Annotated in this window: 24 protein-coding genes; 11 read left to right on the forward strand and 13 right to left on the reverse strand. The window is 69.5% G+C overall.

Annotated elements, in window-relative coordinates; all coding sequences use genetic code 11:
* Positions 1-16: 16 nt before the first annotated feature.
* From IT779_RS24925 to IT779_RS24935, 3 genes are read right to left on the reverse strand one after another with little or no spacing between them, the layout of a single operon-like run.
* Positions 17-2149 carry an MMPL family transporter gene (locus tag IT779_RS24925; protein ID WP_198428921.1) on the reverse strand — a complete coding sequence of 711 codons (2133 nt, stop codon included), beginning with the start codon at positions 2147-2149 and terminating at the stop codon, positions 17-19.
* Positions 2150-2168: 19 nt separating this feature from the next.
* On the reverse strand, positions 2169-2696 hold the full coding sequence (locus IT779_RS24930) for a hypothetical protein (protein ID WP_196151835.1): 528 nt from the start codon (positions 2694-2696) through the stop codon (positions 2169-2171).
* Positions 2697-2702: 6 nt separating this feature from the next.
* A complete protein-coding gene (locus IT779_RS24935; protein ID WP_196151836.1) occupies positions 2703-3083 on the reverse strand; it encodes a hypothetical protein in 381 nt (126 codons plus the stop codon).
* A 126-nt stretch (positions 3084-3209) separates the two neighbouring features.
* On the opposite strand from IT779_RS24935, the gene IT779_RS24940 reads away from it, so the two are divergent.
* Genes IT779_RS24940 through IT779_RS24950 form a run of 3 tightly spaced genes read left to right on the forward strand, consistent with a single transcriptional unit; the run spans position 3210 to position 5569 of the window.
* Entirely contained in the window at positions 3210-4235 is a 1026-nt protein-coding gene (locus IT779_RS24940; protein ID WP_196151837.1) for a YncE family protein, read from the forward strand.
* Positions 4236-4484, forward strand: coding sequence for a DUF5703 family protein (locus tag IT779_RS24945; protein WP_196151838.1), 249 nt, complete (start codon positions 4236-4238; stop codon positions 4482-4484).
* 8 nt (positions 4485-4492) lie between these two features.
* Positions 4493-5569 carry a quinone-dependent dihydroorotate dehydrogenase gene (locus IT779_RS24950; protein ID WP_196151976.1) on the forward strand — a complete coding sequence of 359 codons (1077 nt, stop codon included), beginning with the start codon at positions 4493-4495 and terminating at the stop codon, positions 5567-5569.
* 19 nt (positions 5570-5588) lie between these two features.
* Here the strand turns inward: IT779_RS24950 and IT779_RS24955 are convergent, their stop codons facing one another.
* Both IT779_RS24955 and IT779_RS24960 read right to left on the reverse strand, forming a co-directional pair.
* Positions 5589-5981: a hypothetical protein gene (locus tag IT779_RS24955; RefSeq protein ID WP_196151839.1), complete on the reverse strand. Its 393-nt coding sequence runs from the start codon at positions 5979-5981 to the stop codon at positions 5589-5591.
* Between the two features lie 464 nt (positions 5982-6445).
* Complete coding sequence (locus IT779_RS24960; RefSeq protein WP_196151840.1) at positions 6446-6850, reverse strand: hypothetical protein; 405 nt, start codon at positions 6848-6850, stop codon at positions 6446-6448.
* Positions 6851-7247: 397 nt separating this feature from the next.
* Here IT779_RS24960 and IT779_RS24965 point away from each other — a divergent pair, with 397 nt between their 5' ends.
* Positions 7248-8756, forward strand: a complete 1509-nt coding sequence (locus IT779_RS24965) for a PfkB family carbohydrate kinase (RefSeq protein WP_196151841.1) — start codon at positions 7248-7250, stop codon at positions 8754-8756.
* 185 nt (positions 8757-8941) lie between these two features.
* The gene (locus IT779_RS24970) at positions 8942-10774 is read left to right on the forward strand and encodes an AMP-dependent synthetase/ligase (RefSeq protein WP_408637792.1); all 1833 of its coding nucleotides are present in this window, start codon (positions 8942-8944) and stop codon (positions 10772-10774) included.
* A gap of 74 nt (positions 10775-10848) precedes the next feature.
* On the opposite strand, the gene IT779_RS24975 is transcribed toward IT779_RS24970, so the two are convergent.
* The 3 genes from IT779_RS24975 to IT779_RS24985 all read right to left on the reverse strand — a co-directional run bounded on the left by IT779_RS24975 (position 10849) and on the right by IT779_RS24985 (position 13986).
* Positions 10849-11382 carry a YbhB/YbcL family Raf kinase inhibitor-like protein gene (locus IT779_RS24975; protein WP_196151843.1) on the reverse strand — a complete coding sequence of 178 codons (534 nt, stop codon included), beginning with the start codon at positions 11380-11382 and terminating at the stop codon, positions 10849-10851.
* An 18-nt stretch (positions 11383-11400) separates the two neighbouring features.
* Positions 11401-12762, reverse strand: a complete 1362-nt coding sequence (locus tag IT779_RS24980) for a M20/M25/M40 family metallo-hydrolase (protein ID WP_332838956.1) — start codon at positions 12760-12762, stop codon at positions 11401-11403.
* A 165-nt stretch (positions 12763-12927) separates the two neighbouring features.
* A complete protein-coding gene (locus tag IT779_RS24985) occupies positions 12928-13986 on the reverse strand; it encodes a phosphotransferase (RefSeq protein ID WP_196151844.1) in 1059 nt (352 codons plus the stop codon).
* 240 nt (positions 13987-14226) lie between these two features.
* On the opposite strand from IT779_RS24985, the gene IT779_RS24990 reads away from it, so the two are divergent.
* The gene (locus IT779_RS24990) at positions 14227-15057 is read left to right on the forward strand and encodes a VOC family protein (RefSeq protein ID WP_196151845.1); all 831 of its coding nucleotides are present in this window, start codon (positions 14227-14229) and stop codon (positions 15055-15057) included.
* 28 nt (positions 15058-15085) lie between these two features.
* Here IT779_RS24990 and IT779_RS24995 read toward each other — a convergent pair whose 3' ends face one another.
* Positions 15086-15466: an ester cyclase gene (locus tag IT779_RS24995; protein WP_196151846.1), complete on the reverse strand. Its 381-nt coding sequence runs from the start codon at positions 15464-15466 to the stop codon at positions 15086-15088.
* A 94-nt stretch (positions 15467-15560) separates the two neighbouring features.
* On the opposite strand from IT779_RS24995, the gene IT779_RS25000 reads away from it, so the two are divergent.
* Both IT779_RS25000 and IT779_RS25005 read left to right on the forward strand, forming a co-directional pair.
* Positions 15561-16142: a TetR/AcrR family transcriptional regulator gene (locus IT779_RS25000; RefSeq protein WP_196151847.1), complete on the forward strand. Its 582-nt coding sequence runs from the start codon at positions 15561-15563 to the stop codon at positions 16140-16142.
* 107 nt (positions 16143-16249) lie between these two features.
* Complete coding sequence (locus tag IT779_RS25005; RefSeq protein WP_196151848.1) at positions 16250-16705, forward strand: hypothetical protein; 456 nt, start codon at positions 16250-16252, stop codon at positions 16703-16705.
* Between the two features lie 135 nt (positions 16706-16840).
* Here the strand turns inward: IT779_RS25005 and IT779_RS25010 are convergent, their stop codons facing one another.
* Positions 16841-17404 (reverse strand): TetR/AcrR family transcriptional regulator, encoded by a 564-nt coding sequence (locus IT779_RS25010; protein WP_196151849.1) that lies wholly within the window; start codon positions 17402-17404, stop codon positions 16841-16843.
* An 85-nt stretch (positions 17405-17489) separates the two neighbouring features.
* Here IT779_RS25010 and IT779_RS25015 point away from each other — a divergent pair, with 85 nt between their 5' ends.
* The gene (locus IT779_RS25015) at positions 17490-18389 is read left to right on the forward strand and encodes an alpha/beta fold hydrolase (RefSeq protein WP_196151850.1); all 900 of its coding nucleotides are present in this window, start codon (positions 17490-17492) and stop codon (positions 18387-18389) included.
* On the opposite strand, the gene IT779_RS38025 is transcribed toward IT779_RS25015, so the two are convergent.
* From IT779_RS38025 to IT779_RS25030, 3 genes are all read right to left on the reverse strand, one after another.
* Entirely contained in the window at positions 18371-18709 is a 339-nt protein-coding gene (locus IT779_RS38025) for a cold shock domain-containing protein (protein WP_408637793.1), read from the reverse strand. The two genes, IT779_RS25015 and IT779_RS38025, sit on opposite strands and share 19 nt — an antisense overlap.
* A 90-nt stretch (positions 18710-18799) precedes the next feature.
* Entirely contained in the window at positions 18800-20653 is a 1854-nt protein-coding gene (locus tag IT779_RS25025; RefSeq protein WP_196151851.1) for an ABC transporter ATP-binding protein, read from the reverse strand.
* On the reverse strand, positions 20650-22485 hold the full coding sequence (locus IT779_RS25030) for an ABC transporter ATP-binding protein (RefSeq protein WP_196151852.1): 1836 nt from the start codon (positions 22483-22485) through the stop codon (positions 20650-20652). The genes IT779_RS25025 and IT779_RS25030 overlap by 4 nt, the downstream gene beginning before the upstream one ends.
* A gap of 152 nt (positions 22486-22637) precedes the next feature.
* On the opposite strand from IT779_RS25030, the gene IT779_RS25035 reads away from it, so the two are divergent.
* Together IT779_RS25035 and IT779_RS25040 are read left to right on the forward strand one after the other, a co-directional pair.
* Positions 22638-23411, forward strand: a complete 774-nt coding sequence (locus tag IT779_RS25035; protein WP_332838957.1) for a 2-phosphosulfolactate phosphatase — start codon at positions 22638-22640, stop codon at positions 23409-23411.
* 179 nt (positions 23412-23590) lie between these two features.
* Entirely contained in the window at positions 23591-24499 is a 909-nt protein-coding gene (locus IT779_RS25040; protein ID WP_196151854.1) for a LysR family transcriptional regulator, read from the forward strand.
* The last annotated feature ends 5 nt before the right edge of the window (positions 24500-24504 follow it).

A 24504-nucleotide genomic window follows, 5' to 3' on the forward strand; every position in this document is an offset into this window, starting at 1 on the left:
TTCGAGATCGGATCGGTCAACGCCAGATCAGCTTCAGCACCGCAGGAGTCAGCAGCATGCGAATGACGGTCGCGTCGAGAACGAGCGCGGCGATCATGCCGTAGGCGATGTACTTCATCAGCACCAGATCGGAGAAGCCGAACGCGCCCGTCACCACGATGAGGATCGCGGCCGCCGAAGTGATCACCCCGCCGGTGTGCGCGACCCCGTAACGGATCGCCTCGGGCGGGTCGGCTCCGTTCGCCCGCGCCTCGGCCACCCGCGACAGCAGGAACACCTCGTAGTCGGTGGACAGACCGAACACCACGGTCACGATCAACGCGAGCACGGCGAACATGAGCGGCCCCGGCGTGAAGTGGAACAGGTCGGCGCCGTGGCCTTCCACGAAGATCCAGGTGAGTATGCCCAGCGTGGCGACCAGGCTCAACGCACTCATCGCCACCGCTTTGAGCGCGAGCACGATCGAACCGAACGCGATGTACATGAGCAGCGCGGCAGCCAACGCCAGCATCGCCACGAGCAGCGGCAGACCCGCGATCAACCCGTTGATGCTGTCGCGTTCCAACGCGGGCACGCCCGCGACCATCACGCGCACACCGGGCGGTTCGGGGATGTCGCGCAGGGCCGCGATCACCCGGTCGGCGTCGCGTTTGTCCCTGAGCCCAGCGCTGAGCACGTTCACGCCGTCCTTGGTCGGCGCACTCGGCTCGAATCGTCCGGTGAGCCCGGGGATCTGGTTGGCCTCGTGCCGAATATCGCCGAGCTGCCGCGGATCCGCCCCGACCACAACGAGTTTCAGCGGTTCGGTGCGAAAACTCGGGAACAGTTCGTCGAATCGCTCCTGCGCGACGCGGGCCGGATTCTCCGCGGCGAGATACTTCTCACTGATTCCGCCGAATTCGATGTGCCGGAACGGAATCGCCAAGGCCAGCAGGGCAAGCACGATCGGGATCGTGACCGCCAGCGGCCGAGCCATCGACCACCGGGCCAGCCGGGAGAAGAATCCGGCGTCGATCTGTTCCTCGGTCTTGGTGCGGGAGAACCGTTTCCACCCGAGGAAGTCGACGCCGCGACCCGCGATGCTCAGCGCGGCGGGCAGGGCGGTCACCGAGAGCAGCGCCGCGAGCAGCACCGAACTGATGCCGCCGTAGGGCACCGAGCGCAGCACGCCGTTGGGGAAGATGAACAGCGCGGCCAGACTCAGCGCGATGATGGCCGCGGAGAACACGACGGTGCGCCCGGCGGTGGCGACGGTGCGCGCGGTCGCCTCCTCCACGCTGTGCCCCGCGGCGATTTCCTCACGGAACCTGGTGACGGTGAACAGCCCGTAGTCGATCGCCAATCCGAGGCTGACCAGCGTCATGACCGTACTGGCGAACACGTTCACGTCGATGAAGTCGGTGAGTCCGCGCATGATGCCCGCCGTGCCGAGGATCGTCATGCCACCGATCAGCACCGGAAGCAGCGCACCGACCACACCGCCGAAGACGAAGTACAGCAGCAGCGCGACCAGCGGCAACGCGATGAGTTCGGCGCGGTGGATGTCGTCCTGCATACCGGTGTTCAGCCCGGCGAGGATCGGCTGCAGGCCCGCCGCCTGCACGGTGGTGCCGCCCGGCCCCGAGCCGGGCGGGCCGAGCCCGAGATCGTCGACGATGGCCGCGTAGTTCTCGACCGTGGCGGTGCCCTCGCCGCGCAGCCCGACGCTCGCGAACGCGTGGGTGCGCGAAGCGTCGGTGGCGTCGGCGGCGAAGGGACTGTCCCAGTAGCTGTCGATCTTGAGGACGCGGTCGGGGAAGCGTTCGCGCAGGCTCGCCAACGCGCCCGTGACCGCGGCGCGGACCGGCGGGTCGTCCACGGTGGCGCCATCGGGAGCGGTGTAGAGCAGGATCAGGTCGCTGTCGGTGTCGCGGCCGAAGGTGGCGTCGGCGAGTTCGGAGGCGGCCACCGATTCACTGCTCTCGTCGAACCAGCCCTCCTGGGTCAGCCTGCCGGTGAGGTCGCGCCCGTACCAGCCCGACAGCGCCACCATCAGGCCGAACACGATCAGTACCGCGTAGCGGTTGCGGTGCACGAACCGACCCCATCGCAGCGACGCCGTGTGCACGCGGCGTGGTCCGTCCGAGGAGGTCGGGGGCGGTGTCCGCAGGCTCACCACGGCCGCGTTCCTATCCGCAGGCCGGGGTGCGGTAGTCGGCCGAACGCAGGATGCCGCACAGGTCGGTGCGGGAGATCTTCCATTTTCCGTCGATCAGCACGAAGTGGACGACGGTGGTGCGTACCGCCGTTCCGGTGCCGTCCTTGTCGAGGCGCATGGTTGCGGTGAGGGTGCCGTCGCGATTGTCGAACACCGGGTCGGTGACCCCGTAGACGGCGTGCGGGTTGTCCTGCAACGCCCGGTACATGTCGGGGATGGCGTCGGTGAACGCGGCGCCGTCCTCGATGAGGGCGGTGCGTTCGCTGTCGGGCAGGGCCGGGTCGAGCGCGCGTTTGATCTGCGCGTCGAGTTCGGCGGCGGTGGGCAACGGCCGGTGCGCGGCGCTGGAGGATGCCGCGATGGAGGTGGACAGCGCGGCGTTGGCCCGTGAGCGCGCCGCGTCCACCGCCGACTCGTCCTGTGTCGAATCACAGGCCGAGAGCAGGGCCGCGGCGCCGAGTAGGGCGGCCAGCGCGCGGGACGGTCGTGTGGGGCGCATCACTACCTACCTACCATCGATGACGGAGCCGATCCGTCCCAGCAGGGCACGCACGGTCGTGACGTCCCGGTCCGCGGCCGGTTCGACCGGCGCGGCGTCGGGGATCATATCCCGCACCAGCGCCACGACACTGCGCTCGTCGTCGAGGTCGACATCGGTGACGCGCGCCCGCCCGACGGCGACCACATCCTCGGGGCCCGGCACGTCGGAATCCGAATCGGCCCGGTAGATCTCGAGCTCCAGGGTGGATCCGACGGTACGGAAGGCGAAGGGCCGCCCGTTCGCGGTGCGGCCGAAACCGTGTGCGAACGAACCAACGGTAATGTCGTCTATGGCAAAACCCGCTGGATGGTCGGCTTTCAACCGGATCTCCCCTGAGTTGGTCATTGTTTCAACTCTAAGGTAGCCCGCGGCACCGACATTCCGGGGCCGCCGCGACCCCGGTCGGACGTGATGTCGCATCGGCGTGGTCAGATGATGGGGATACACGTCGTCGGTAGAAGGAGTCGGTGGATGCGCGCTCGCGGCTCGGTCGCCCACGCGCTCGCGGGTGCGGCGGCGCTGGCATTGCTGGCCGGATGCTCCTCCGATGGCATCGGCCCCGACATCCCCACCCGCGAACCCGCGACGGCCGCCGCCGCGCCCGTCCCCACCGCGAATCCCTCCGGCTCGGTCGCATCTTCCGGGCCGATCGCGGACCTGGTCGTCGAATCCGGTAGCGGCAAGCTCGCGGTGCTTGACACCGCGGGAACCACTCTGTCGATCCTCGACCCCGCCGCGCGCGGCGACAACCCCCCGGGCAGGACCGTCGTGCTGCCCGCGGCGGCCGCGGCGGTGGCCCAGGGCGCACCCGGCCAGGTCCTGTTGCCCGCGCGCGGGCGCGTGCTGCGCGTCGATCTCGCTTCGGGAGCCGTCACCGAGATCCCGGTCGAGGGCGACGCCGTCGCCGTGCGCTACCGCGAGGACGGCGCCATGATCGTCGGCGCCGCCGACGGCTCGGTGCGCACGCTCTCCGACGCCGGCGAGGTGCGCCGCACCGTGACCGGACTCGTGTCGGCCGACGCGGTCGCGCCGGTCGCCGATCGTATCGCCGTACTCGACCGCCACCAGACCTCGGTCACCGAGATCGGCGCCGATTCCGACCACCTCGGCCTGGCTCTGCGCGCGGGCGACGGCGCCGCGCGGATGATCGCCGACCACTACGGTCGGGTCATGGTCACCGACACCGCGGGCGGGGAGCTGCTCGTGTACACGACCGAACCTCTCGTGTTGCGTCAACGATTCCCGGTAGGATCTTCGCCTTACGCACTCGCCTACGATCGACGGTCCGAAACCGTGTGGGTCACGTGCACGCAGAGCAACGAGGTCCTCGGATTCGATCTGTCGACCGGTATACCGAAGGAAGTGGGTCGCTTCTCCACCGTGCGCCAACCCGATTCGGTGACCGTCGACGACCGGTCAGGCGACCTGTTCGTCGGTTCCGCGACCGGGGACGGTCTGCAGCGGATAGCCGCGGACGAGCGGAAGAGAGGGCAGTAGATGGCGCCGAACACCTCCCGCGGGGCTTTACCGGCGAACTGGGAGACCACCAACGACGACTACGAATATGTGCCGCTGCGACTACCGAAGGACGTCAGCCGCGTGACCGCCTCGATGCGTCTGGCCATCCAGGCCGAATTCGGCGGGTGGGAGCTGTCGCGGGTGCGCGCCTACACCGACGGCAGCCGCAGAGTGCTGTTGCGCAGACGAAAATCGGCGGCGCTACCCCAGCCGGAACCGGGGATGTGACGCCGCCGATGTACGCATGGGTGCTGCGCCTGATGTTCCTGTTCCCGCCGGAGCGGATCCACCACCTCGCCTTCGCGGCGATGCGTCTGGCCGCGCGTTTCGCGCCGACGCGCGCGCTGCTGGCCCGGTTGCTCGTCAGCGACGATCCGATCCTGCGCAACACCGCGTTCGGCGTCGACTTCCCCGCACCGCTCGGCTTGGCCGCCGGATTCGACAAGAACGCCGACGGCGTCGACGTCTGGGGCACGCTCGGCTGGGGGTTCGCGGAGATCGGCACCGTCACGGCGCGGGCGCAGCCAGGCAACCCGACCCCGAGGCTGTTCCGGCTGCCCGCCGACCGAGCGCTGATCAACCGCATGGGGTTCAACAACCACGGCGCGGCCCGCGCCGCCGAACAGTTGCACGCCCGCGCCGGTTCGGTGCCCATCGGCGCGAACATCGGCAAGACCAAGGTGGTCGAACCCGCCGACGCCGCCGCCGATTACGCGACCAGCGCCGGGCTGCTCGGCCCGCTGGCCGATTTCGTCGTGGTCAATGTCAGCTCGCCGAACACGCCGGGACTGCGCGATCTGCAGGCCGTGGAATCGCTGCGCCCGGTGCTGCGCGCGGTACTGGACAAGGTTTCGGTGCCGGTGCTGGTCAAGATCGCGCCCGACCTGTCCGACGACGACATCGACGCGGTCGCCGATCTCGCCGTCGAACTGGGCCTCGCGGGCATCGTCGCCACCAACACCACCGTCGGCCGCGCGGGCCTGCGCACCGACGCCCGCGAGGTCGCCGCGCTCGGCGCGGGCGGACTGTCCGGCCCGCCGGTGGCCGACCGCTCACTCGAGGTGCTGCGCCGCCTGTACCGCCGGGTCGGCGATCGGGTGGTGCTGATCTCGGTGGGCGGCATCGAGACTCCCGCGCAGGCGTTCGAGCGGATCCTCGCGGGCGCGACGCTGCTGCAGGGCTACACCGGCTTCATCTACGGCGGCCCGTTCTGGACCCGCGTCATCCACCGCGGCCTCGCCCAGCGGTTGCGCGCGCAGGGCTTCGGGTCGATCGCCGAGGCGATCGGCGCCGAACACGCCACCAGGACCTGACACCCCCGGATCTCGCGTGTCAGCCGAACACCTTCGGCGGTTCGATGACACGCAGATGCGCGCGCCGACTCGCGCGGTCACCTCCGGCGTGCCCGCCGCGCACGCGCGGCGTCACCTCGAATTCCTCGGCCATGCGGGCCAGGATGCGGGTGGACAACACCAGGATCACCTGTTCGGCGGGCAGCCCCAACGCCGCGGCGCCCGCCTCGACCGCCGCGTGCAGCATCGGGTCGTCGACCCGGGTCGGATCGCTGAGCAGTTCGTCGGTCTCCATGCCCGCGCGCGCCTGGTCGCGGGTCAGCGCGCGGTCCGGCAGCCAGCTCAGCCGCCACCGCGCCGCGCCGTCTTCGCGGCGCGCGCATTCCGGGGTTATGTCACTGGTCATCATCGATGCGGAGATATAAACGGTCATCGCTGCTTTCGTGCTCGGGCGGCATCGGATGCCGCTCGGACTTTTCCGGTCGACCGCCACGACGAAGTCGCGTCGTGTGATGGCGCCGGCATGCCTGGGTGCTGACGATTTCGCCGAAATCGTCCCCGCGGGTGCGTGAGCGGCGGCCTCGGCGGTGCATCCCCGCCGTGGCCGCCCGCGATCACGGATGTCCGGGCCGAACATCCCCTCGATATATGTGTTCCGAACCGATCGTGTGCGTCGCGATCGCGCGTGTCCGCATCGATATCGCTGCGATCGCGTTGACCATTCGTGTGAACCAGACCCTCCCTGACTGGCGGGTGTCTCCGACACCCGATACCAGTGTCTCGCCATCGCCGCGCCCGCGCCACCCGAATTCTTCCGGCTATCCTCGCGCGGATCCCCGAATTCCTTCTCCACATGCGGTTTCGGATCTTGTCAACGACCCCGGCACTCCACCGGCATCATCGGGTGGACACGTGCGCGACCGCCCCGACCGCCATGGGTCCGCGCGCGGCGGCCGACAGCCGCGGACTCGCGAGGGGTCCGCCCGCGGACGGCGAAACCCGCTGCTCCCCCTGCGATCGGGCGATCATTTCGCGCGCGAGCAGCACGACGGCGTCCCGCCAGTCGATGCCGAGGACGTCGGCGCGGTCGGCGATCGCGGCGTGGGCGACGGCGTCGGCGACCAGATCCGGATTGCTGACCAGTTCGTCGAGCTCCAAACCGGCCACGGCCTGTTCGCGGGTGAGGCGACGGTCGGCGAACCAGCTCAACCGCCAGTCCCGCGCACCCGATCCGTCGCGCCGGTAGGCGTATTCGGGTGATCTGTCGCTGGTCATCGTCCAAGGGGTGGCGTAAACGGTCATGGATCCTCCGGTATCACGCGCTCGCGCAGCTCCGCGGAGTACTGTTCGAGCGGAATTCAGCATGCTCCGACACCGTGTTCGCGTGTCGGTACGACGAAGGTGCTGACGATCTCCGTGAGGCCCATCCCGTATCGGCGGAAACCGCGCGCCACGAGCATCACTCTCATCACCAGACCCTCCCGAGTTCCTGGTGGGCGATCAGACGCCTGACTACAGTGTCGCCGGTCGAACGTGAAATCGCTACTACCCGCATGCCATTTGACATCTCGATGGTGTCAATTGGCATGACACTCACGGGAATATCCCGGAATCGGCTGGCTAAACACCTGGCCGCGACCTATGGTTGACATGACGGGACAACGTATGGGCAACGACCGTGCGGGGGTGGATTCCGCCTATGGCGCCGCAGGATTCCGTCATGGTCGCCGTGCGCAACACCTTGGCCCGATTGGGCAAACATCGCGGACTGGCCACGGGCGCGGACCGTTTGCGCACCACCCAGGTCGACATCGCGCCGTTGCTCACCCTACCCGTGGTCAGGGAGCGGGCTCATCGCGAGGGACTCGAGCCCAGGCAGGTGGTGGTGTCGGTGGTGCGCGATATGGCGAGCCACCTCGAGCCGACCGATCGCCTGATCGCCGACGCGGCACTGGCATTGGGCTTGCTTCGCGACGATCCGCCGCCCGGCGTCGACATCGAACGCCTCTACGCCTCCGATCTCGGCGCGCGCCGCGAATACCTCACCGAGCACTGGCAGGAATTGCACGAAATCCTCGGCGCGACAAGGGTTCCGCCCTCCCCTACGGTGCGCACGTTGCGCGCCACCCCCGAGCGGCGCGCCTTCACCGCGCTCGCCGCACTGCTCGCCGGCGACACCGAACTCCCGAATCCGGCCGATGCCGCCCGGTCCTCGACCCGGCACGCCATCGGCGTCATCACCGTCATCGGCAGGGCGTGCATCGATCACCACTACGACACCGATCTGATTCCCACCGCGGGCGGCCCTCCGGCGCGCGGCACCTTCCACGAGCACATCGGCGGCAAGGGCGTGAACCGGGCGGTCGCGGCGGCCCGCCTCGGCTTCGACGTGCGCCTGATCACGGCGGTCGGCGACGATCCCGCCGGTCGGCGCATTCTGCGCTGTCTGCGCAAGGAGGGCGTCGACGTCGAGCTGGTCAAGATCGTGCCGAACGAACCGACTCCGGTGGCCGCGTTGATCGTCACCGGCAGCGGCGCGGGCGCGATCATCGGCGCCGAGCACAGCGTGCACATCGGTCGCGACGACCTGAACTCCCCCGCCGCGCGGCGCGCGATCGTCGAATCCGACGCGGTGATCCTGACTTTCGAGCAGCCCGCCGAGATCGTCAAACAGATCCTGCGCACGGTGCCCACCGCGCCCGATGGTCCGTGGCTGCTGGTGCAGCCGACGCCGCCGAGCGACACGCCGCAGCATTTCTACGAGTACTTCCGCCGCATCGACTATTTGATCGGAAGCCGTCAGGAGTTACGCGGGCTGCTGCCCCACCGGTCGGACACCGAATCCGGCGCGGTCGAGGACACCGACGTTCCCAAACAACTGCTCGCACTCGGCGTCGACACAGTCTGCACCGTGGAGGGTTTCGAGTGCGAGGTGCGCGCCGCCGACGAGACCGTCATCGACATCCGTCGGTTCGCGGCCGTGCAGTTGCGCGAATCCCTCGGTGCGCAAGCCGCTTTCACGGCCGCGTTGGTCCAGCGCCTGGTGACGAGGGATCGCCCCGCCGATCGCGAGGCGTTCCGCTGGGCAACGGCGGCGATGGCGGCGACCCAGTCCTTCGGCGACATCCCCGAGGCCATGCCCGATACCGACGAGATCGACAGGATCATCCGCCTCGACGGCGACGACGCCCCGGGAACTGACAAATAGGAAGTAACGGACACCCGGAGGACCGACCTCTGGCTACGATAAGTGAGCCGCGCCACTCGATGACGCGCCGATCCGTGAGACGATGAGACAAACAGAGCAACATTCTGTCGCGATCACGGATCCGACCCGGCAGCGGAACTGCGGGGCGCATCGAGCGGGTTCACGACAGACAATTCGGGACAGGGATGATGAGCACAACAGAGATAGGTTTCGCGCACGAGTCCGGCGCCACGGTGTATACCGTGCCCGCGGCCTTCCAGGAGACCGTCAAGCTGCGGCCGAACCAGGTGGCGCTGCGCACCGTCGGCGGCACGCAGGAGATCACCTGGAAGCAGTACGCCGAGCGGGTCGAGGCGTTGGCCGCGGGCTTCGCCGCACTCGGGGTCGGCCACGGCGACGCGGTCGGGATCATGCTCACCAACCGGCCCGAATTCAATGTCGTCGACGCGGCGCTGCTGCACCTGGGCGCGGTCCCGTTCTCGATCTACAACACCAGCTCCCCCGACCAGATCACCCACCTGTTCACCAACGCGGAGAACAAGGTCGTGGTCACCGAATCGGCGTTCCTGGATTCGATCAAGGCCGCCGACGTCGCGGTCGAGCACATCGTGCTGGTCGACGGCAAGGCCGATGGCACCGTCGCGCTCGCCGACGTCGAGGCGAATCCCGCCCCCGACTTCGACTTCGAGGCCAGTTGGAAGGCCGTGACCGCCGACGATCTGGCGACGCTCATCTACACCTCGGGCACCACTGGCCCGTCCAAGGGCGTCGAGATCACCCACCGCAATGTGCTGGCGCAGATCATCGCGCTGGTCAAAGGCCCGCTCGCGGTGGGCTTCGACGACCGGGCCATCTCGTATCTGCCCGCCGCCCATGTGGCCGACCGCATCTCCGGCCACGCCATCAGCCTGCTGACCGGCGTTCTCATCACCACCGTGCCCGATCCGCGCGAGATCGCGGCCGCGCTCCCGGACGCGCGCCCCACCATATTCTTCGGCGTGCCACGGGTGTGGCAGAAGATCAAGGCCGGTATCGACGGCAAGCTCGGCACCGAACCGAGCCCGGTGAAGAAGGCGCTGGCGGCCTGGGCGATCGAGACCGGAATCGCCAAGGCGCGCGCGGGTCTGGCGGGCAAGGGCGCGAATCCGTTACTCGCCGTGCGGTACAAGGTCGCCGACGCGCTCGTGCTGTCGAAACTGCGTCAGGCGCTCGGCCTGCAGAATCTGCGGGTGGCGTCCTCGGGCGCCGCGGCCATTCCGCCGGAAACCCTGGAGTATTTCCTCGGACTCGGGTTCACGGTGAGCGAAGTGTGGGGCATGTCTGAGACCACCGGCGTGGCGACCTACACCGAACTCGACAAGCCGAGGCCGGGTTCGGTCGGACGCGCCGTCGAAGGGCTCGAGATCCGGCTGGCCGAGGACGGTGAACTGCTGGTGCGCGGCCCGATCGTGACGCCGGGCTACCGCAAGCAGCCCGACAAGACCAAGGAGGCGCTCGACGCCGACGGGTGGCTGTTCACCGGCGACGTCGCGACCATCGACGCCGACGGCTACGTGCGCATCGTGGACCGCAAGAAGGAACTGATCATCAACGAGTCGGGCAAGAACGTGTCCCCGACCAATATCGAGAACGCGGTCAAGGCGGCGTCCTCGCTGATCGGTCAGGTGGTGGCGATCGGCGAGGCCAGGCCCTACATCTCGGCACTGATCGTGCTCGACCCCGACACCGCGGCGTTGCGCGCCAAGCAGTTCGACGCGCCCGCCGACGATCTGGCCGCGCTCGCGGGCCGCAAGGAGATCCTCGACGAGGTGCTGGCCGCGGTCGTGGCGGGCAACAAGAAGCTCTCGCGGGTCGAGCAGATCAAGCGGTTCACCGTGGTCGGCGCGCCGTGGGAGCCGGGCGGCGACGAGCTGACCCCGACCATGAAGCTCAAGCGAAACCCGATCGCGGCCAAGTACGCCGAGCAGATCGTCTCGCTCTACGCCGATCCGGTGCCCGAAACCGTGATCAACGTCTGAGTCGAACGAAAACAGCGGTGGCCCCGAGGATTCCCCCCGGGGCCACCGCCGTGTCGACTACTGCCGCGTGCCTGTCACTGCTCGTAGGTGCCGACCAGGACAGCGCGGGCCAGCGTGTGGGAGAACAGGTTGAAGCCGAGCAGCGCGGGCGAGACCGAACCGTCGATGCCGAGGCTTTCCACGTCCACCGCGTGCACGACGACGAAGTAGCGGTGCGGACCGTGTCCGGCGGGCGGCGCGGCGCCGACGTAACCGGCGAAGCCCGCGTCGTTGCGGACGGTGACCGCACCGGACGGCAACGCGCCCTCACCCTCGTTCTCGCTGCCCGCGCCCGCGGCAAGCGAGGTGACCGAGGCCGGGATGTCCGCGACCGCCCAGTGCCAGAAACCCGATGCCGTCGGCGCGTCGGGATCGAAGACGGTGACCGCGAAACTCTTGGTCTCGGCGGGGAATCCGGACCAGGACAGCTGTGGCGATATGTCCTTGCCGCCCGCCCCGAACACGCCGCTGACCTGCTCGTTGTTCAGCGGCGCGCCGTCGGTGACATCGTCGGAGGTGAGGGTGAACGCGGGAACCTTCGGCAGCGCGTCGTAGGGGTTGTAGCTCATCGTCTCTCTTCCGTGAGGTCAGCTGTTCAGGAGGAAGTGTTCCAGCACCCTTGTGCCGAATTCGAGGGCGTCCACCGGGACCCGCTCGTCCACGCCGTGGAACAGCGCGCTGAAGTCCAGGTCCGGCGGCAGGCGCAGCGGCGCGAAGCCGAAGCAGCGAATACCCAAGCGGGCGAACGCCTTCGCGTCCGTGCCGCCGGACAGCATATAGGGCACGGTGCGGCCCTGCGGGTCGTTGGCGAGGATGGCGGCGTTCATGGCGTCGACCAGGTCGCCGTCGAAGGTGGTCTCGTAGGAGTCGAGCGCGGTGATCCACTCGCGTTCGACATCGGGGCCGATCAGCTCGTCCACCTCGCGTTCGAATGCCTCCCGCCTGCCGGGCACCACCCGGCAGTCGATCACCGCCTCGGCGGTCTGCGGAATGACATTGGCCTTGTATCCGGCCTGCAGCATGGTCGGGTTCGCGGTGTCGCGCAGCGTGGCGCCGATGATGCGGGAGATGGTGCCGAGTTTGGCGAGTTGGCCTTCGATGTCGGGGCCGTCCGGGTCGAACGACAGCCCGGTCTCCTGCGCGACCGTCGCCAGGAATTCGGCGACCGAATCCGAGAGCACCAGCGGGAAGGTGTGTTTGCCGAGGCGTGCGACGGCGTCGGCCAGGATGGTGACCGCGTTGTCCTCGTGCAGGAACGAGCCGTGTCCGGCGCGGGCCTTGGCGCGCAACCGCATCCAGCCCAGGCCCTTCTCGGCCGTCTCGACCAGGTAGAGCCTGCGTTCGGTGCCGTCGGGGCGCGGCACGGTGAGTGAGAATCCGCCGACCTCGCCCACCGCCTCGGTGATGCCGTCGAACAGGTCGGGGCGGTGGTCGGCCAGCCACTGCGAACCCCACTTGCCGCCGTTCTCCTCGTCGGCGAGGAAGGCGAAGACGATATCGCGCGGCGGGACCGTGCCCTCGAGTTTGAACTGTCGCGCGACGGCCAGCATCATGCCGACCATATCCTTCATATCGATCGCGCCGCGCCCCCAGACGTAGCCGTCGCGCACCGCGCCGGAGAACGGGTGCACGCTCCAGTCCGACGCCTCGGCGGGCACCACGTCCAGGTGCCCGTGCATGAGCAGCGCGCCCCTGGTCGGATCCGCGCCCTTCAGCCGCGCGAACACATTGCCGCGGCCGGGCGCGCCCGACTCGAGGTATTCGGTGGTGTAACCCACCTCCTGTAAGCGTTCGGCCACCCATTCCGCGCATTCGCGCTCGCCCTTGGTGGTCGCCAGATCCCCGGTATTGGAGGTGTCGAACCTGATCAGCGTGCTGACCAACTCCACGACCTCGTCCACCGCGCGTGACCTGTGCTCGATCGAACCGGATCCTTCAGTTACGGACACGCCCCCTTTCCTACCACTGCCCGCGACCGACTCGCTCCACCCCCGTCGCCCGCGTCCCGGGCGCACACCCCCGGCATGCGGTTTTCCCGCCGCGAGCGGCAAACATCACCGTGATCACAACGGTTCCCACGGCGCGCGCCATCGGGTCGATTCGCCGCCGAACCCCTACAGCAGCGCCACCGCGTCGGTGTCGAGGACGTGCTCGCAATGCCTGCTCAGGGTCGCCATGAACAGTTCGTCGCCGCGCGGAGTCCGCTCGACGACCACCGATGCAGCGATCGACATCGTGACACCCATGAAACTCTGCTTGCGCACCGATTCCCGGATATCGGCCTGCGTCACCGCCGTCCCGGAGTCCGAGGCGCGGTGGTAGGCCCGCAGCAGATCGTCGTAGTGAGCGCGGCGGGTCTCGGCGGTGAGCGCGCCGCCGAGGAAGTAGGACAGGTCGGTGGTGGCGGGTCCGGCCATCACGCTCTGCCAATCCACCACGGTCAGCGAGCGGCGCGCGTGCGTGTCGCCGAAGAGCATGTTGTCCAGCCGGTAGTCGCCGTCCACCAGGCCCTTGGCGTCGGCGTTCACCATGGCGAGGTAGTCGTCGAACGACGCGACCAACGCCTCGCACACGGCCAGGTGCCTCGGGTCGACTTCGGTGGTGTAGCGATCGAGGAACATCGCGTAGAGCTGCGCGAACACCGCTTGATCCAGCATCGAGCCGCGATCCATCCACGCCGCGTCGAGCAGCGCGGGATTCGCCCGGACCAGAGCGTGCAGCCTGCCGAGTTCCCGAACGGCGAGGTCGGCCTGTCCGGCTGTCGCACCGACGATCTCGTCGCCGGGAACGGCGGGCAGCGCATCGTCGATGAGGAGGTCGAACGCGCCCGTTTCGGTGTCGATCGCCGCGTGATGGCAGGCGGCGAGCGGCCCGCCGGTCAGGTGCGGAACCAACTCGCGGTAGAAGCGGACCTCGCTCTCGTAGAGTCCCATCATCAACCCGGTCTGCCTGCTGGTCGGGTCGCTGGAGGCGACCTTGAGTATCACCGACCGCGGCCCCGCGCCGTCGCGCGCGTAATCGAGATGGACCCGGAAGCAGTCGCTGACCTGACCGGTGCCGACCCGTTCGTAACGGAACTCCGCCACCTCGCCCGCCCCGACGACCTGCGTCAACCACTCGCGCGTGAGATCGGCCGGGCTTTCGACGACCGCATCGTCCAGTGCATCCTGCATCGCAGCGATACTAGCCGCCCGCACGGACTCGCGAGAGTGGATAGAAATATTTACTGTTGTGTCAACTGGAATATCGACCGGTACCGCTCGGCGTCCCGATATGGCGAAGATCTCGCTCGCTTGCGTCGCGATAGGACAATAGGACACGATATGTTCAATTGTCTCGCAGGAATCGTGTCCTGCACGTCCTTCGAACACGCGATGTGGCGTCCGCGCTCGCCCCGACACCAGGAGCCCTCCTTGACGGAACCATCCACACCGCGACCGGAGAGCCCGAATCCGCCGATCCTCGATCACTTGGCGATCGGGGTCCAGAACTGGTCGGACGCCTACGACAGGTTCGTGCACCACCTCGGCGGCCGCTGGGCCCTCGGCGGGCCGTCGGGCGACTTCGCCCCGTTCCAGCTCTCCTACGGTCCAGGCATGCGCATCGAGTTCATCGCGCCGACGGCGCCCGACGGCTTCATGACACGATTCCTACTGCGCCACGGTCCCGCGCCGCACCACCTCACCTTCAAGGTGTCCGCACTGGGCGAGGTCGTCGACGATCTCACCCGCTCCGGATTCGACATGTTCGCCGATCGCCCCGACACGCCGGTATTCCGTGAGATGTTCGTGCACCCCAAGCACAGCGGACTCGGGACGCTGCTCCAACTGGTCGAGCGCGACGACGAATTCATCGCACGGGTGGCTCCCCGCGACTCCGGCAGGCCCGTCGACTTCCCGATCCCGGCCGTCGAAGCGAAGCAGCCCGCGCTGTTCGGCCTCACCGTGTCCGACCTGCCGCGCATACGCGACCTGCTGGCCAAGGCGCTGCGCGGGACGGTGGCATACGACGGCGACGGATGGTTCGTCGCCACCTGGGGCCCCGGCCGATCGATTCTGGTGCGCGGCGCCGAGGCGGCGCCGCTGGATCCCCGCCTCTGGGCGGATACCGCGCCGCTCGGTGTGGCCTTCGTACTGTTCGCCCCGGTCACCCTGACCGCGACGGACCTGCTCCATCGATTCGGCGATCCGGTGCGCCTGCCGCACGATCCCCGCACGGGCATTCCCGTGTGGCTACTGCCCTGAACTCGTCGCGGCATGTGACCGCGCCCCGTCATTGTTCGGGCCTGGGCGGGGCCGCGTATGCCCAGTGTTCGACGAGCAGGCCGTCGACGACGCGGATCATGTCCAAGCCGCCGGTGACGAAACGTTCGCCGGTGGGTGCGGCGCCGAAGAAGTCGCCGGTGTGGGTGCCTCGGATGGCGTAGCGGTTGGCGACCCATTCGCCGTTCTCGACGGTGTGTTCGGTGATCACTTCCATGTCGGCGGACCCGGCGCGCATGTAGTCCCACTTGCGGCGCCAGTCCTCACGAGTGACCCGGACGCCCTGGTCCAGCGACTCCGGGGCGATGAGTCGCAGGGCCGCGTCCACATCGCCGTCGCGGCCTGCGACGATGGCGCGCACCACGGCCGATGGCGAGTCGATGTCGGTCATGTTCTTCCCCTTCCGCTCAAACGGGGATCATTCCCCGTTTTCCTTACCCCGACGATACGGGGAGTGCTCCCCGGTTGGCAAGTACCCTGTTCCCATGACTCCCCCCGCGCGTCGGGCCGACGCTCAGCGCAATCGCGAACGTCTGTTGACCGCCGCCGCTGCCGCCCTCGACGAACGCGGCGTCAATGCCTCGCTCGATGACATCGCCAAGGTCGCCGGGGTCGGCAACGCGACGTTGTACCGTCACTTCTCGTCCAGGGAGAAACTGATCGAAGCCGTCTACGACCAGCGCATCCTGCGGCTGTGTGAGAGCGCGGGCGAGATCGGCGCGGCGCGACCGCCCGGTGCGGCGCTGGTGGCCTGGCTCAGGGAAGTGGTTGCCCACATCACCGAGAGCCGCCTGCTGAGCGAGGCGTTCATGGCAGGCTACGACGGGCCCGCCGACACGGAACCACCGCAGGTCGTCGCCTGGCACCACGCGATCTACGAGGCCGCGGAGCCGCTGTTGCGGGCGGCGCAGCGGGCGGGTGCGATCCGGCACGACCTCGATCCGGCCGAACTGCTCGCCCTGACGACCGCCGTGGCCAGGGCAGGGCAGCCGTCACAAGCGGGCCACTTCCTCGACGTCCTGCTCGACGGGGTCGTGCCCCGCGCGGTCGACGCGCCGCCGCCGTAATGATCAGGAATCGAGAAGCGCTGGTCAGGGCTGCGCCGCTACCGTCATCGGCACGACGTCCGGTCGCCCGACCGGTGCGCGGGGAACTCGACTCGGAGGAGATCTCGATGACAGGCAACGGGTCGTCGCGGCGGATCCATCGGTGGCTGGCCATCGTTTTCGTGGCGACGGTGGTCGTCACCACGGTGGCGTTGGCGGCGGGCGGTCCGCAATGGGTGTCCTACCTGCCGCTTCCGCCGCTCGCGCTGCTGCTGTTCTCGGGGATCGCGGTATTCGTGGCGCGCTATCGGACGGCCTCCGGCGACGACGCGGCGGCCGGGTCCGCACCGCGCGCACGGTGGGTGCACCGCTGGTCGGGTGTGGTCCTCGTGCTCACGATCCTCGCCACGTTCGTCGCGCTCGCTCCGGCCGACCCGATCGTCTGGGTGTCCTATCTGCCGTTGATCCCGCTCGCCGCGCTGCTGGTCACCGGCCTCTACCTGTTCGCGGTGCGCTATCGCGCGCGGCGTCGCGCCGCCGATGCGCTGGGGTCGGCGCGGCCCGAGACGACGACGGCTCGCTGATCCGCACGCGCCTGCCTTCGGCGTAGCGGCTGCGCGTCCCAAGGTGGGTGAGGACGCACATGGCCCGCCCGCGTCCTCGGTCCGGCGGCGCGCCTGTCTCCCCGTCGGGCTCGGCGTCCGCCGGGGAGCGGCGACTCACTTTCCGCCCGCGGTCGCTTCGGGGCGACTCTCGGTGCGCAGGCGTACGAGAGGCAGGAAGACCTCGTCCACGATTTCGCCCGGCGCGGATTCGCCGCCGTCGAGCACGTCGCGCACCACCAGGTCGATGGGCACGCGCAGGATTCGGGAGCCGATCGGTTCCGGGTTCACGCCGACGGCCATGAGCGCGCGGACGATGCGGGCCACGGCGTCCACGTCGGCCTCGTGGCGCAGCCGGGAGCACAGGGCGGGGTCGGCGTCGGCGAGGACGGCGAGTCCGCGGTAGGCGGCGCGCAGGATCTCGAGGGCGGAGACGACGTCGGCGCGCAGGTCGCCGGTGACGGGCGGGTCGCCCAGGCGCGGCACGCGGGCCTCGACCAGCGTGCGCACCAGCGCGGATTTGTCGGGCCAGCGCCGGTACAGCACCGATTTGGCGGCGCCCGCGCGTTCGGCGACGCCCGCCATGGTCATGCGGTGGTACCCGTATTCGGTGAGTTCCTCCCACGCGGCGTCCAGCAACGTGCGTTCGAGATCCCGACCTCTTCGTCTGACTCCGGCCACGATTCTTAAGCTACTACAGGTTGCTTAACTGCCGCGTTGCGGTTAGCATCGATCTAAGCAACTACGAGTCGCTTATGGAGCCATCGTGAACGCACACATCTCCCTCCCCGACGCCGAGATCCACTACAAGACCCGAGGTCGCGGGCCGGTCTTGCTCCTGCTCGTCGGCGGCGACGGCGACGCGGACGCCTACGACCGCGTGTCCGCTGAACTCGACGCCTACTTCACCGTCGTCACGCACGACCGGCGCGGCCTGTCCCGGAGCACCCGCGCGGTCACCGACGACGTGATCGCCGACCACGCCGACGACGCGGCGGCCGTACTCGCCGCGGTCACCGACGAGCCCGCGTTCGTCTTCGGCAGCAGCATCGGCGGGGTGATCGCGCTGGAACTACTCGCGCGACATCCGCACGCGGTGCGCATGGCCGTCGTGCACGAACCGCCGATCGCGACGATGCTGCCCGAACCGGGTCGCACCGAATTCACCAGGGCTCAACTCGAAGTCGAGGCCGCCTTCCGCGCGGACGACATACCGGCCGCGATGGGCAGATTCGCCCGCTTGGTCCAGCTCGACCCCGCCGATCACGAGCCCGAGGTCACGCCCCGGCCCGCAGGTGCGAACCGGCCCGACAATCTGCGACGCTTCCTCGGCGTGGACGCCCCCGCGGTCCGCCGGTACCGCCTGGACCGCGACGCGCTCGACCGTGACAAGGGACGCGTCGTCGCCGTCGTCGGCGCGACCACCACGGGTGTCGTCGCGCAGTGCGCGCACACTCTCGGCGCGGCGATCGGCGCGCGGGCCGTCACTTTTCCCGGCGGTCACACCGGGCCGACCCAGCATCCGCGCGCTGTCGGTCGCGCGCTGCGTGGCCTGCTGCTCGACGGGGTGGCCGGTGTCGGTGGCCAAGCGGGCCAGCACGCGGCGCGCGAGTTGTCCGCGACGGACGCGCCAGCGAGTCGACAGGCTCACCGCGGCGACTCCTGACCGATCACGTTCGCGAGGTCGCCGCAGTTCGCGAGTTCGCCGGTGACCGGGCGGACCACCGCAGCCTGCGGTCGCCCGCCGCGGTCGCGGAACAGCACCTGCCGGCCTTCCACGAGCACCCGATAGCCCGGCGTGTCGATGCAGGAATGTTCCACGAACACCGGCGCTTCACGGTCGCCGACGGGCTGGATGAATCCGAATCCCTTGGGTCCGTCGAACCAGGCCACCGTGCCGAGCCGCCACTGTGACGACAAGGCTACGGGGCCGGAACTCGACATCGTCACCGCGCGGGTGCGGTTCTCCTGGTCGGTGGCGTGCATTCGATCTCGCGTCCTTTCGCGTGGTCGCGCCGCCGCACCAGACCCCGCGGGCCGTACGCGAGCGCGCGGCGCCGCAGTGGTAACTCCCGTCTACCCCGCGAATCCGGCCGGAAACACCCCGGCGCGAATCACTTCCGTCGGCACCGGCGCGGCCGTCACCGAGTCGCGCCGCCACACCGCGTGCAAGCGGGCGTAGCGGCCGCCGAGGGCGAGCAGTTCGGCGTGGGAGCCGTCCTCGACGACGCCGCCCTCGTGGAACAGCAGCACCCGGTCCGCGCTTTCGGCGGTGTGCATGCGGTGCGCTATGACGATGGTGGTGCGGCCACGGGTCAGACGCGCCAGCGCCCGCTGCACCCGCACGTCGGTGCCCGCGTCGACGCCGCTGGTCGCCTCGTCCAGCACCAGCAGGTCCGGGTCGACCATGGCCGTGCGCGCGAGGGCGACCAGTTGGCGTTCACCGGCCGACAGCGATTCCCCGCGCTGGCCGACGCCGGTGTCGAGGCCGTCGGGCAGTCCGCGCACCCAGTCGGTGAGGCCGAGTTCGGCGAGGACGGCCGACACGTCGTCGGGGCCCGCGCCTTCGCGTCCGAGCGCGATGTTCTCGCCGACGGTCCGATCGAACAGGAACGCGTCCTGCGGCACGATGGCGACGCGGCGGGTCAGCGCCGAATCGGCGATCTCGGCGATGTCGATGCCCCACAGCAGCACCGTGCCCGAGCGCGGAAGTAGTTGCCGGGTCACCAGTTTCGCGAATGTGCTCTTGCCGGAACCGGTTTCGCCGACGATCGCGACGTGTTCGCCCGCCGCGATCCGCACGTCGACCTCGTGCAACGCCGGACGGTCCGGGGTGTATCGGTATCCGACGCCGCGCAATTCGACCGCGGCGGGTCCGGCGGGCAGTGCGGTACGCGCGCCCGCGCCGACGCCCTCGTCCAGGTCGAGGATCTCGACCACCCGGCGCAGTCCAGCTTCGGCGTTGCGCGCGTCCGCGAGACTACTCACCGCGAACTGCATGGGCCGCACGAAAAAGGTCACCAGGAACAGGAAGGCGACGACATCGCCCGCGCTGAGATCGAGCGAGAAGCCTGTCGCCCCCACACCGGCGGCGGTGCCGACCAGCAGCACGGCGGTGGTGATCAGTCCGCTGGCGACTTCCCCGATGGAGACGTTGAATCCCATGGGCCACAACGTGCGACATTGCGCGTCGCGCACCGCGTCGACGCGGGCCTCGGCGCGCTCGCGCATCCGGTCCTCGATCCCGTAGGCGCGAATCGTGTCGATGCCGACCAGCATCTCGAGCAGGCCCGCGTAGAGTTCGCCGATGCCGACGCGCACGGCGTCGAAGCGGCGCCCGACCCACTGTTGCAGACTGTGTCCGGCGATCGGAACGCCGATGCCGATCAGCAGCACGAGCAGCGCGGGCGGCCAGGAGTAGGCCAGCATCACCGCGAGCGCCAGCGTCATCTGGGTGACGTTCTGCACCAGTGTGATTCCGCCGGACTGGGCGTAGAGGGTCACCACGTCGACATCGTTGGTGACGCGCGCGACCAGCGATCCGGCCGAATCGGCGCGCGGGTCGGCCGGCGAGAGCCGCAGGATGCGCGCGAAGGCGAGCACCCGCAGTTCGTACAGCGCGTGTTCGACGGTGCGGATCAGCCGGTGATTCATCACCGCCGAGGACACCATCGCCACCAGCACCGCCGCCACGCCCGCGAGCACCGCGACCGTGACCACCCGCGACCTGGCCTGCGCGTCCACTTCGGCGAGCAGCGCGTGGTCGAGTGCGTACTGGATCGTCACGGGGATGGCGATCCGGCCCGAGGCCGCGACGGTGGCGAGCACCAGGATCACCACCAGGGTCCGACGGCTGAGCGTGGTGTCGCGGCGCACCCGGCGCAGTAGCGCGGCGGTGCCGTAGACCCGCCGCGAATCCTTCGCGCTCATAGCGTATCCGCCGAGTCCTCGGCGCGGTAGGCGCCGAGTAGCGCGGCGTAGGCGGGTTCGGTGTCGAGCAGTTCGGCGTGGCGGCCGCGCGCGAGGACGCGACCGCCCGCCAGGAAGACGACCGTGTCGGCGAGGGCGACGGTGGCGGCACGGTGGCCGACCAGCACGACCGTGGTCCGGCGTTCGTCGCCCGCGTATTCGGCGCGCAGCGCGTCCACCACGGATCGTTCGACGAGCGGGTCGAGCGCGGAGGTGGCGTCGTCGAGCAGCAGCAGGCCGGGTCGGCGGAATACGGCGCGGGCCAACGCGATCCGCTGGCGTTGGCCGCCGGAGAGTTGTGCGTCGGCGTCGAGCACGGTGTCGGGTCCTTCGGGCAGGCGGGCCACGAATTCGTCGGCGGCCGCGATTCGCAGGGCGCGGTGCAGGTCCGCGTCGGTGGCTTGCGCGCCGAGGGTGACGTTCGCGCGCACGGTGTCGGCGAACAGGAAGGCGTTCTGGGTGACCAGCGCGGTGTCGCGGCGCACCGCGTCCGGGGCGAGCTGTCGGGTGTCGACCCCGTTCAGCGCGACCACGCCGAGATCGGCCTCGACCAGGTGGGCGAGCAACGAGAGCAGGGTGCTCTTGCCCGCGCCGGTGGCGCCGACCACCGCGACGACCGCGCCGGGCCGGATGTCGAGGCTCAGTTCGCGCACGGCGGCGCGCTCCGCGGACCCGCGATATCCGAATCCGACGCCTTCGAGGGCGACGCTCGCGCCCCGGGGTCCGGCGTCCGCGCCGCGGTGTCCGTGCGCGGGCCGCTCGGTGGCGGTGAGCACGTCCTCGACCCTGGTGTGCCCGGCGACGCCGAGCGGCAGCACACCGAGGAAGCGGGCGATGATGTTGAGCGGTATCGCGGTGGTGATGAGCAGGTAGATCACCTCGACCAGCGCGCCGACGCCGAGATGCCCGCCTTCGACCCGGTCGACGCCGATGGCGAGGATGAGCAGCGCGGCCAGCGGCGGCATGAGTTCGATGGCGGGGTCGAAGACGGCGCCCGCGTTGCCCATTCGCCGGTTCGCGGCGCGCGAGGCGTCGGCCGCGGCGGCGAAGCGGGTGATCTCGCCGTCGGTGATGCCGAGGGTGCGGATGACCTGTCGACCGGCGACGGCCTCGTGCGCGAGTCCGCTCACCAGCGCGCGTTCGCGTTGCGCGGCGCGCGCTCGGGGCGCGAGCACCCGTTGGTAGAGCAGGTTGGCGGCGAAGACCAGCGGGATCAGGATGGCCGCGACCAGCGCGAGCCACGGGTCGATGAGTCCGATGTCGAGCATCACCAGCAGCAGCATCACCGACATGCCGACAGCGAACGGGAAGTGCTGCATGGGATCCCAGGCGGTCTCGGCGTCGGACACCGCGCGCGAGACCAGTTGCCCGGCCGGGCGGCGGCGATGCCAGGAGATGCCGAGGCGCAGGTAGGCGCGCACGATCGCTTTACGGGTCTCGGCCTCGTTGCGGAACTGGACGGTGCCGGTGGCGACGCCGCGGAAGATGATGGTGAGAATACGCAGCAGCGACACGGCGAGCACGAACAGCGCTCCCGCCGCGGCCGCGCCCGGTAGGAATCGGCCCTCATCGAAGCTCGCGACGACCACGTGTTCGGTGCCCCAGCCCACCGCTTTCGCCGCGAGCACCATACAGGCGGCGTTCACCGATCCCGCGCCGATGGCGACGGCCGCGGCCACCGGCGATTCGGCGCAACCTCTGAACATGACGCCGAGTCCGACGCGCAGGGTGCGCGCGTCGCGAGTCGTGCCGATGTCGGCCCCGGCGAGCAACGCGCCTCTGCCGTAGCTCACCCGAGATACCTCCTCCGTGTCCGACGCATACGCCGTTCCACCCTCCCTCGAGATCATTGCTTCGGACAACTAACTCGCTCGAGGTGATCCGAATCCCGCTACCCGCGCCCTCAAGCCGACCCGCGATGAGGTCGATATGCCAAGGTGGACAGGTGAATTCCGCGCACAGGCAAATCGGGCACACCGTACGGTTCGACTGGGGTCGCGTCGGCGCGGCGGCGGTCGGCGCGGACGCGCGGGTCACGGTGGTGGTCGACGTGCTCTCCTTCACCACCACGCTGTCGGTGGCCGCCGACCTCGGTGTCACGGTGCTGCCGTATCGCTGGCGCGACGAATCCGCGGCGCGATACGCGGCCGAGCACGATGCGGTGCTCGCCGTCGGGCGTCGCGAGGCCGGTGCCGGACAGGTCAGCCTCTCCCCCGCCACCGTCCGGTCGGCGAGCGGGCTCACCCGTCTGGTGCTGCCCTCCCCGAACGGCTCGTCCATCGCCTACACCCTCGCCGCACACGCCACCTGCGTCGGCGCCTCGCTGCGCAACGCCCGTGCGGTCGCCGCGTGGATCACCGCCGAGTATCCGGCGACGGCCGCGGTCGCGGTGGTGGCCGCAGGCGAACTCTGGCCCGATGGGAGCCTGCGTCCGGCCGTGGAAGACCTGTGGGGAGCGGGCGCGGTCATCTCCGAACTGCTTCGCTCGCGCGGGGCGACCGCGGCCTCCCCCGAGGCGAAGGTCGCGGTCGCGGCCTGGCGCGCGATCGCCGAAGGACCGCGGGAGGCACTGCTCGACTGCGCCTCGGGCCGCGAACTGGTCGAGGGCGGCTTCGGTGGCGATGTGCTGATCGCCGCCGAAATCGACAGCAGCCGTTCGGTTCCGGTTCTCGACGGTGCGCACGGTTTCCGCGACGCCGCAGCGGTCGAAGGCCGATAGATCGCCGCGTTCGTTCACGAACACCGAACGATTCTCGAAGGCGGACGCGACACGGACACCGGAGCGGGCGAGTGTCGTCCGAACGGCTCCCACACAGAATCGCGCTGATCTTAAGGATTTCCTCACCGGTGGCCCGCGCCGAAGATCGGAGCGGAGCGGGGCAGGAAAGCGAGGCAGTCGTGTACGACATCCGGCGTCTGATTCTGTTGCGGGATCTGGCCGAGCGCACGACCATGACCGCGGTGTCGGAGTTGCACGGCATCACCACCTCCGCGGTGTCGCAGCAGTTGCGCATCCTCGAGGACGAGGTCGGCACGGTCCTGACCCGCCGGGAGGGCCGGGTGCTGCGGCTCACCCCCGCGGGCCGGGTGCTGGTCGACCACACCTCGCGCATCATTGCGGCGCTCGAGGAGGCCGAGAGCGCCGTTGCCGCGACCGCCGAGAACGTCACCGGAGTGCTCACCTTGGCGACCTTCCGCACCGCCCAGCGCCGCCTCGCCATGCCGCTGGTCGTGCAGTTGCGCGCCGAGTACCCGAATCTGCGGGTTCGGGTGGTCGATCTGATGCCGGTGGAGTCGGTGCCCGCGGTGCGTCAGCAGGAGGTGGATCTGGCCATCACCTACGCGTATTCCTTTCGGGCGCGTGATCTTCCGCTCGGACTGGGTTCGGAGTTCCTGTTCGGCGACCCGCTGGTGCTGCTCGCCCCCGACGGGCTGCGCGAGCAGGTGCGCCAGGGCGGGCTCACCGCGGCAAGGGACGCCGACTGGATCACCGCGCGCGACGGCGCGCCTTCCATAGTGTCGGTGCTCTACGCCTGCCGCGAGGCCGGTTTCGCGCCGCGGATCGAACATCGCGGCGGCAGTTTCGCATCCATGGCCGAGATGGTCGAATTCGGGCTCGGGGTGAGCATCGTGCCGGAGATGTCGGTGGAGGACGAGCACCGGCACCTCATCGCCTGCACCGTCGCCAACGGCACTCGGCAGGTCGGGGTCACCTACCGGCAGGCGTCGCTGGAACGGCCCGCCGTCGCCGCGGCGATCCGGGCATTGCGCACGATCGCGGGCGGACCGCAACGCCTCGCCTCGTGAGCGCT

It is taken from the genome of Nocardia bovistercoris (genome assembly GCF_015674855.1).
GTDB lineage: Bacteria > Actinomycetota > Actinomycetes > Mycobacteriales > Mycobacteriaceae > Nocardia > Nocardia bovistercoris.

What these genes read in the sequence shown, in the direction of transcription:
- IT779_RS24930 (WP_196151835.1), bottom strand. Translation starts at nt 2,696, where the DNA reads ATGCGCCCCACACGACCGTCCCGCGCGCTGGCCGCCCTACTCGGCGCC.
- IT779_RS25000 (WP_196151847.1), top strand. Translation starts at nt 15,561, where the DNA reads ATGACTCCCCCCGCGCGTCGGGCCGACGCTCAGCGCAATCGCGAACGT.
- IT779_RS24960 (WP_196151840.1), bottom strand. Translation starts at nt 6,850, where the DNA reads ATGACCGTTTACGCCACCCCTTGGACGATGACCAGCGACAGATCACCC.
- IT779_RS24965 (WP_196151841.1), top strand. Translation starts at nt 7,248, where the DNA reads ATGGCGCCGCAGGATTCCGTCATGGTCGCCGTGCGCAACACCTTGGCC.
- IT779_RS24985 (WP_196151844.1), bottom strand. Translation starts at nt 13,986, where the DNA reads ATGCAGGATGCACTGGACGATGCGGTCGTCGAAAGCCCGGCCGATCTC.
- IT779_RS24970 (WP_408637792.1), top strand. Translation starts at nt 8,942, where the DNA reads ATGATGAGCACAACAGAGATAGGTTTCGCGCACGAGTCCGGCGCCACG.
- IT779_RS24935 (WP_196151836.1), bottom strand. Translation starts at nt 3,083, where the DNA reads ATGACCAACTCAGGGGAGATCCGGTTGAAAGCCGACCATCCAGCGGGT.
- IT779_RS24975 (WP_196151843.1), bottom strand. Translation starts at nt 11,382, where the DNA reads ATGAGCTACAACCCCTACGACGCGCTGCCGAAGGTTCCCGCGTTCACC.
- IT779_RS24955 (WP_196151839.1), bottom strand. Translation starts at nt 5,981, where the DNA reads ATGACCGTTTATATCTCCGCATCGATGATGACCAGTGACATAACCCCG.
- IT779_RS25025 (WP_196151851.1), bottom strand. Translation starts at nt 20,653, where the DNA reads ATGAGCGCGAAGGATTCGCGGCGGGTCTACGGCACCGCCGCGCTACTG.
- IT779_RS24995 (WP_196151846.1), bottom strand. Translation starts at nt 15,466, where the DNA reads ATGACCGACATCGACTCGCCATCGGCCGTGGTGCGCGCCATCGTCGCA.
- IT779_RS24950 (WP_196151976.1), top strand. Translation starts at nt 4,493, where the DNA reads ATGTACGCATGGGTGCTGCGCCTGATGTTCCTGTTCCCGCCGGAGCGG.
- IT779_RS25005 (WP_196151848.1), top strand. Translation starts at nt 16,250, where the DNA reads ATGACAGGCAACGGGTCGTCGCGGCGGATCCATCGGTGGCTGGCCATC.
- IT779_RS24945 (WP_196151838.1), top strand. Translation starts at nt 4,236, where the DNA reads ATGGCGCCGAACACCTCCCGCGGGGCTTTACCGGCGAACTGGGAGACC.
- IT779_RS38025 (WP_408637793.1), bottom strand. Translation starts at nt 18,709, where the DNA reads ATGCACGCCACCGACCAGGAGAACCGCACCCGCGCGGTGACGATGTCG.
- IT779_RS24940 (WP_196151837.1), top strand. Translation starts at nt 3,210, where the DNA reads ATGCGCGCTCGCGGCTCGGTCGCCCACGCGCTCGCGGGTGCGGCGGCG.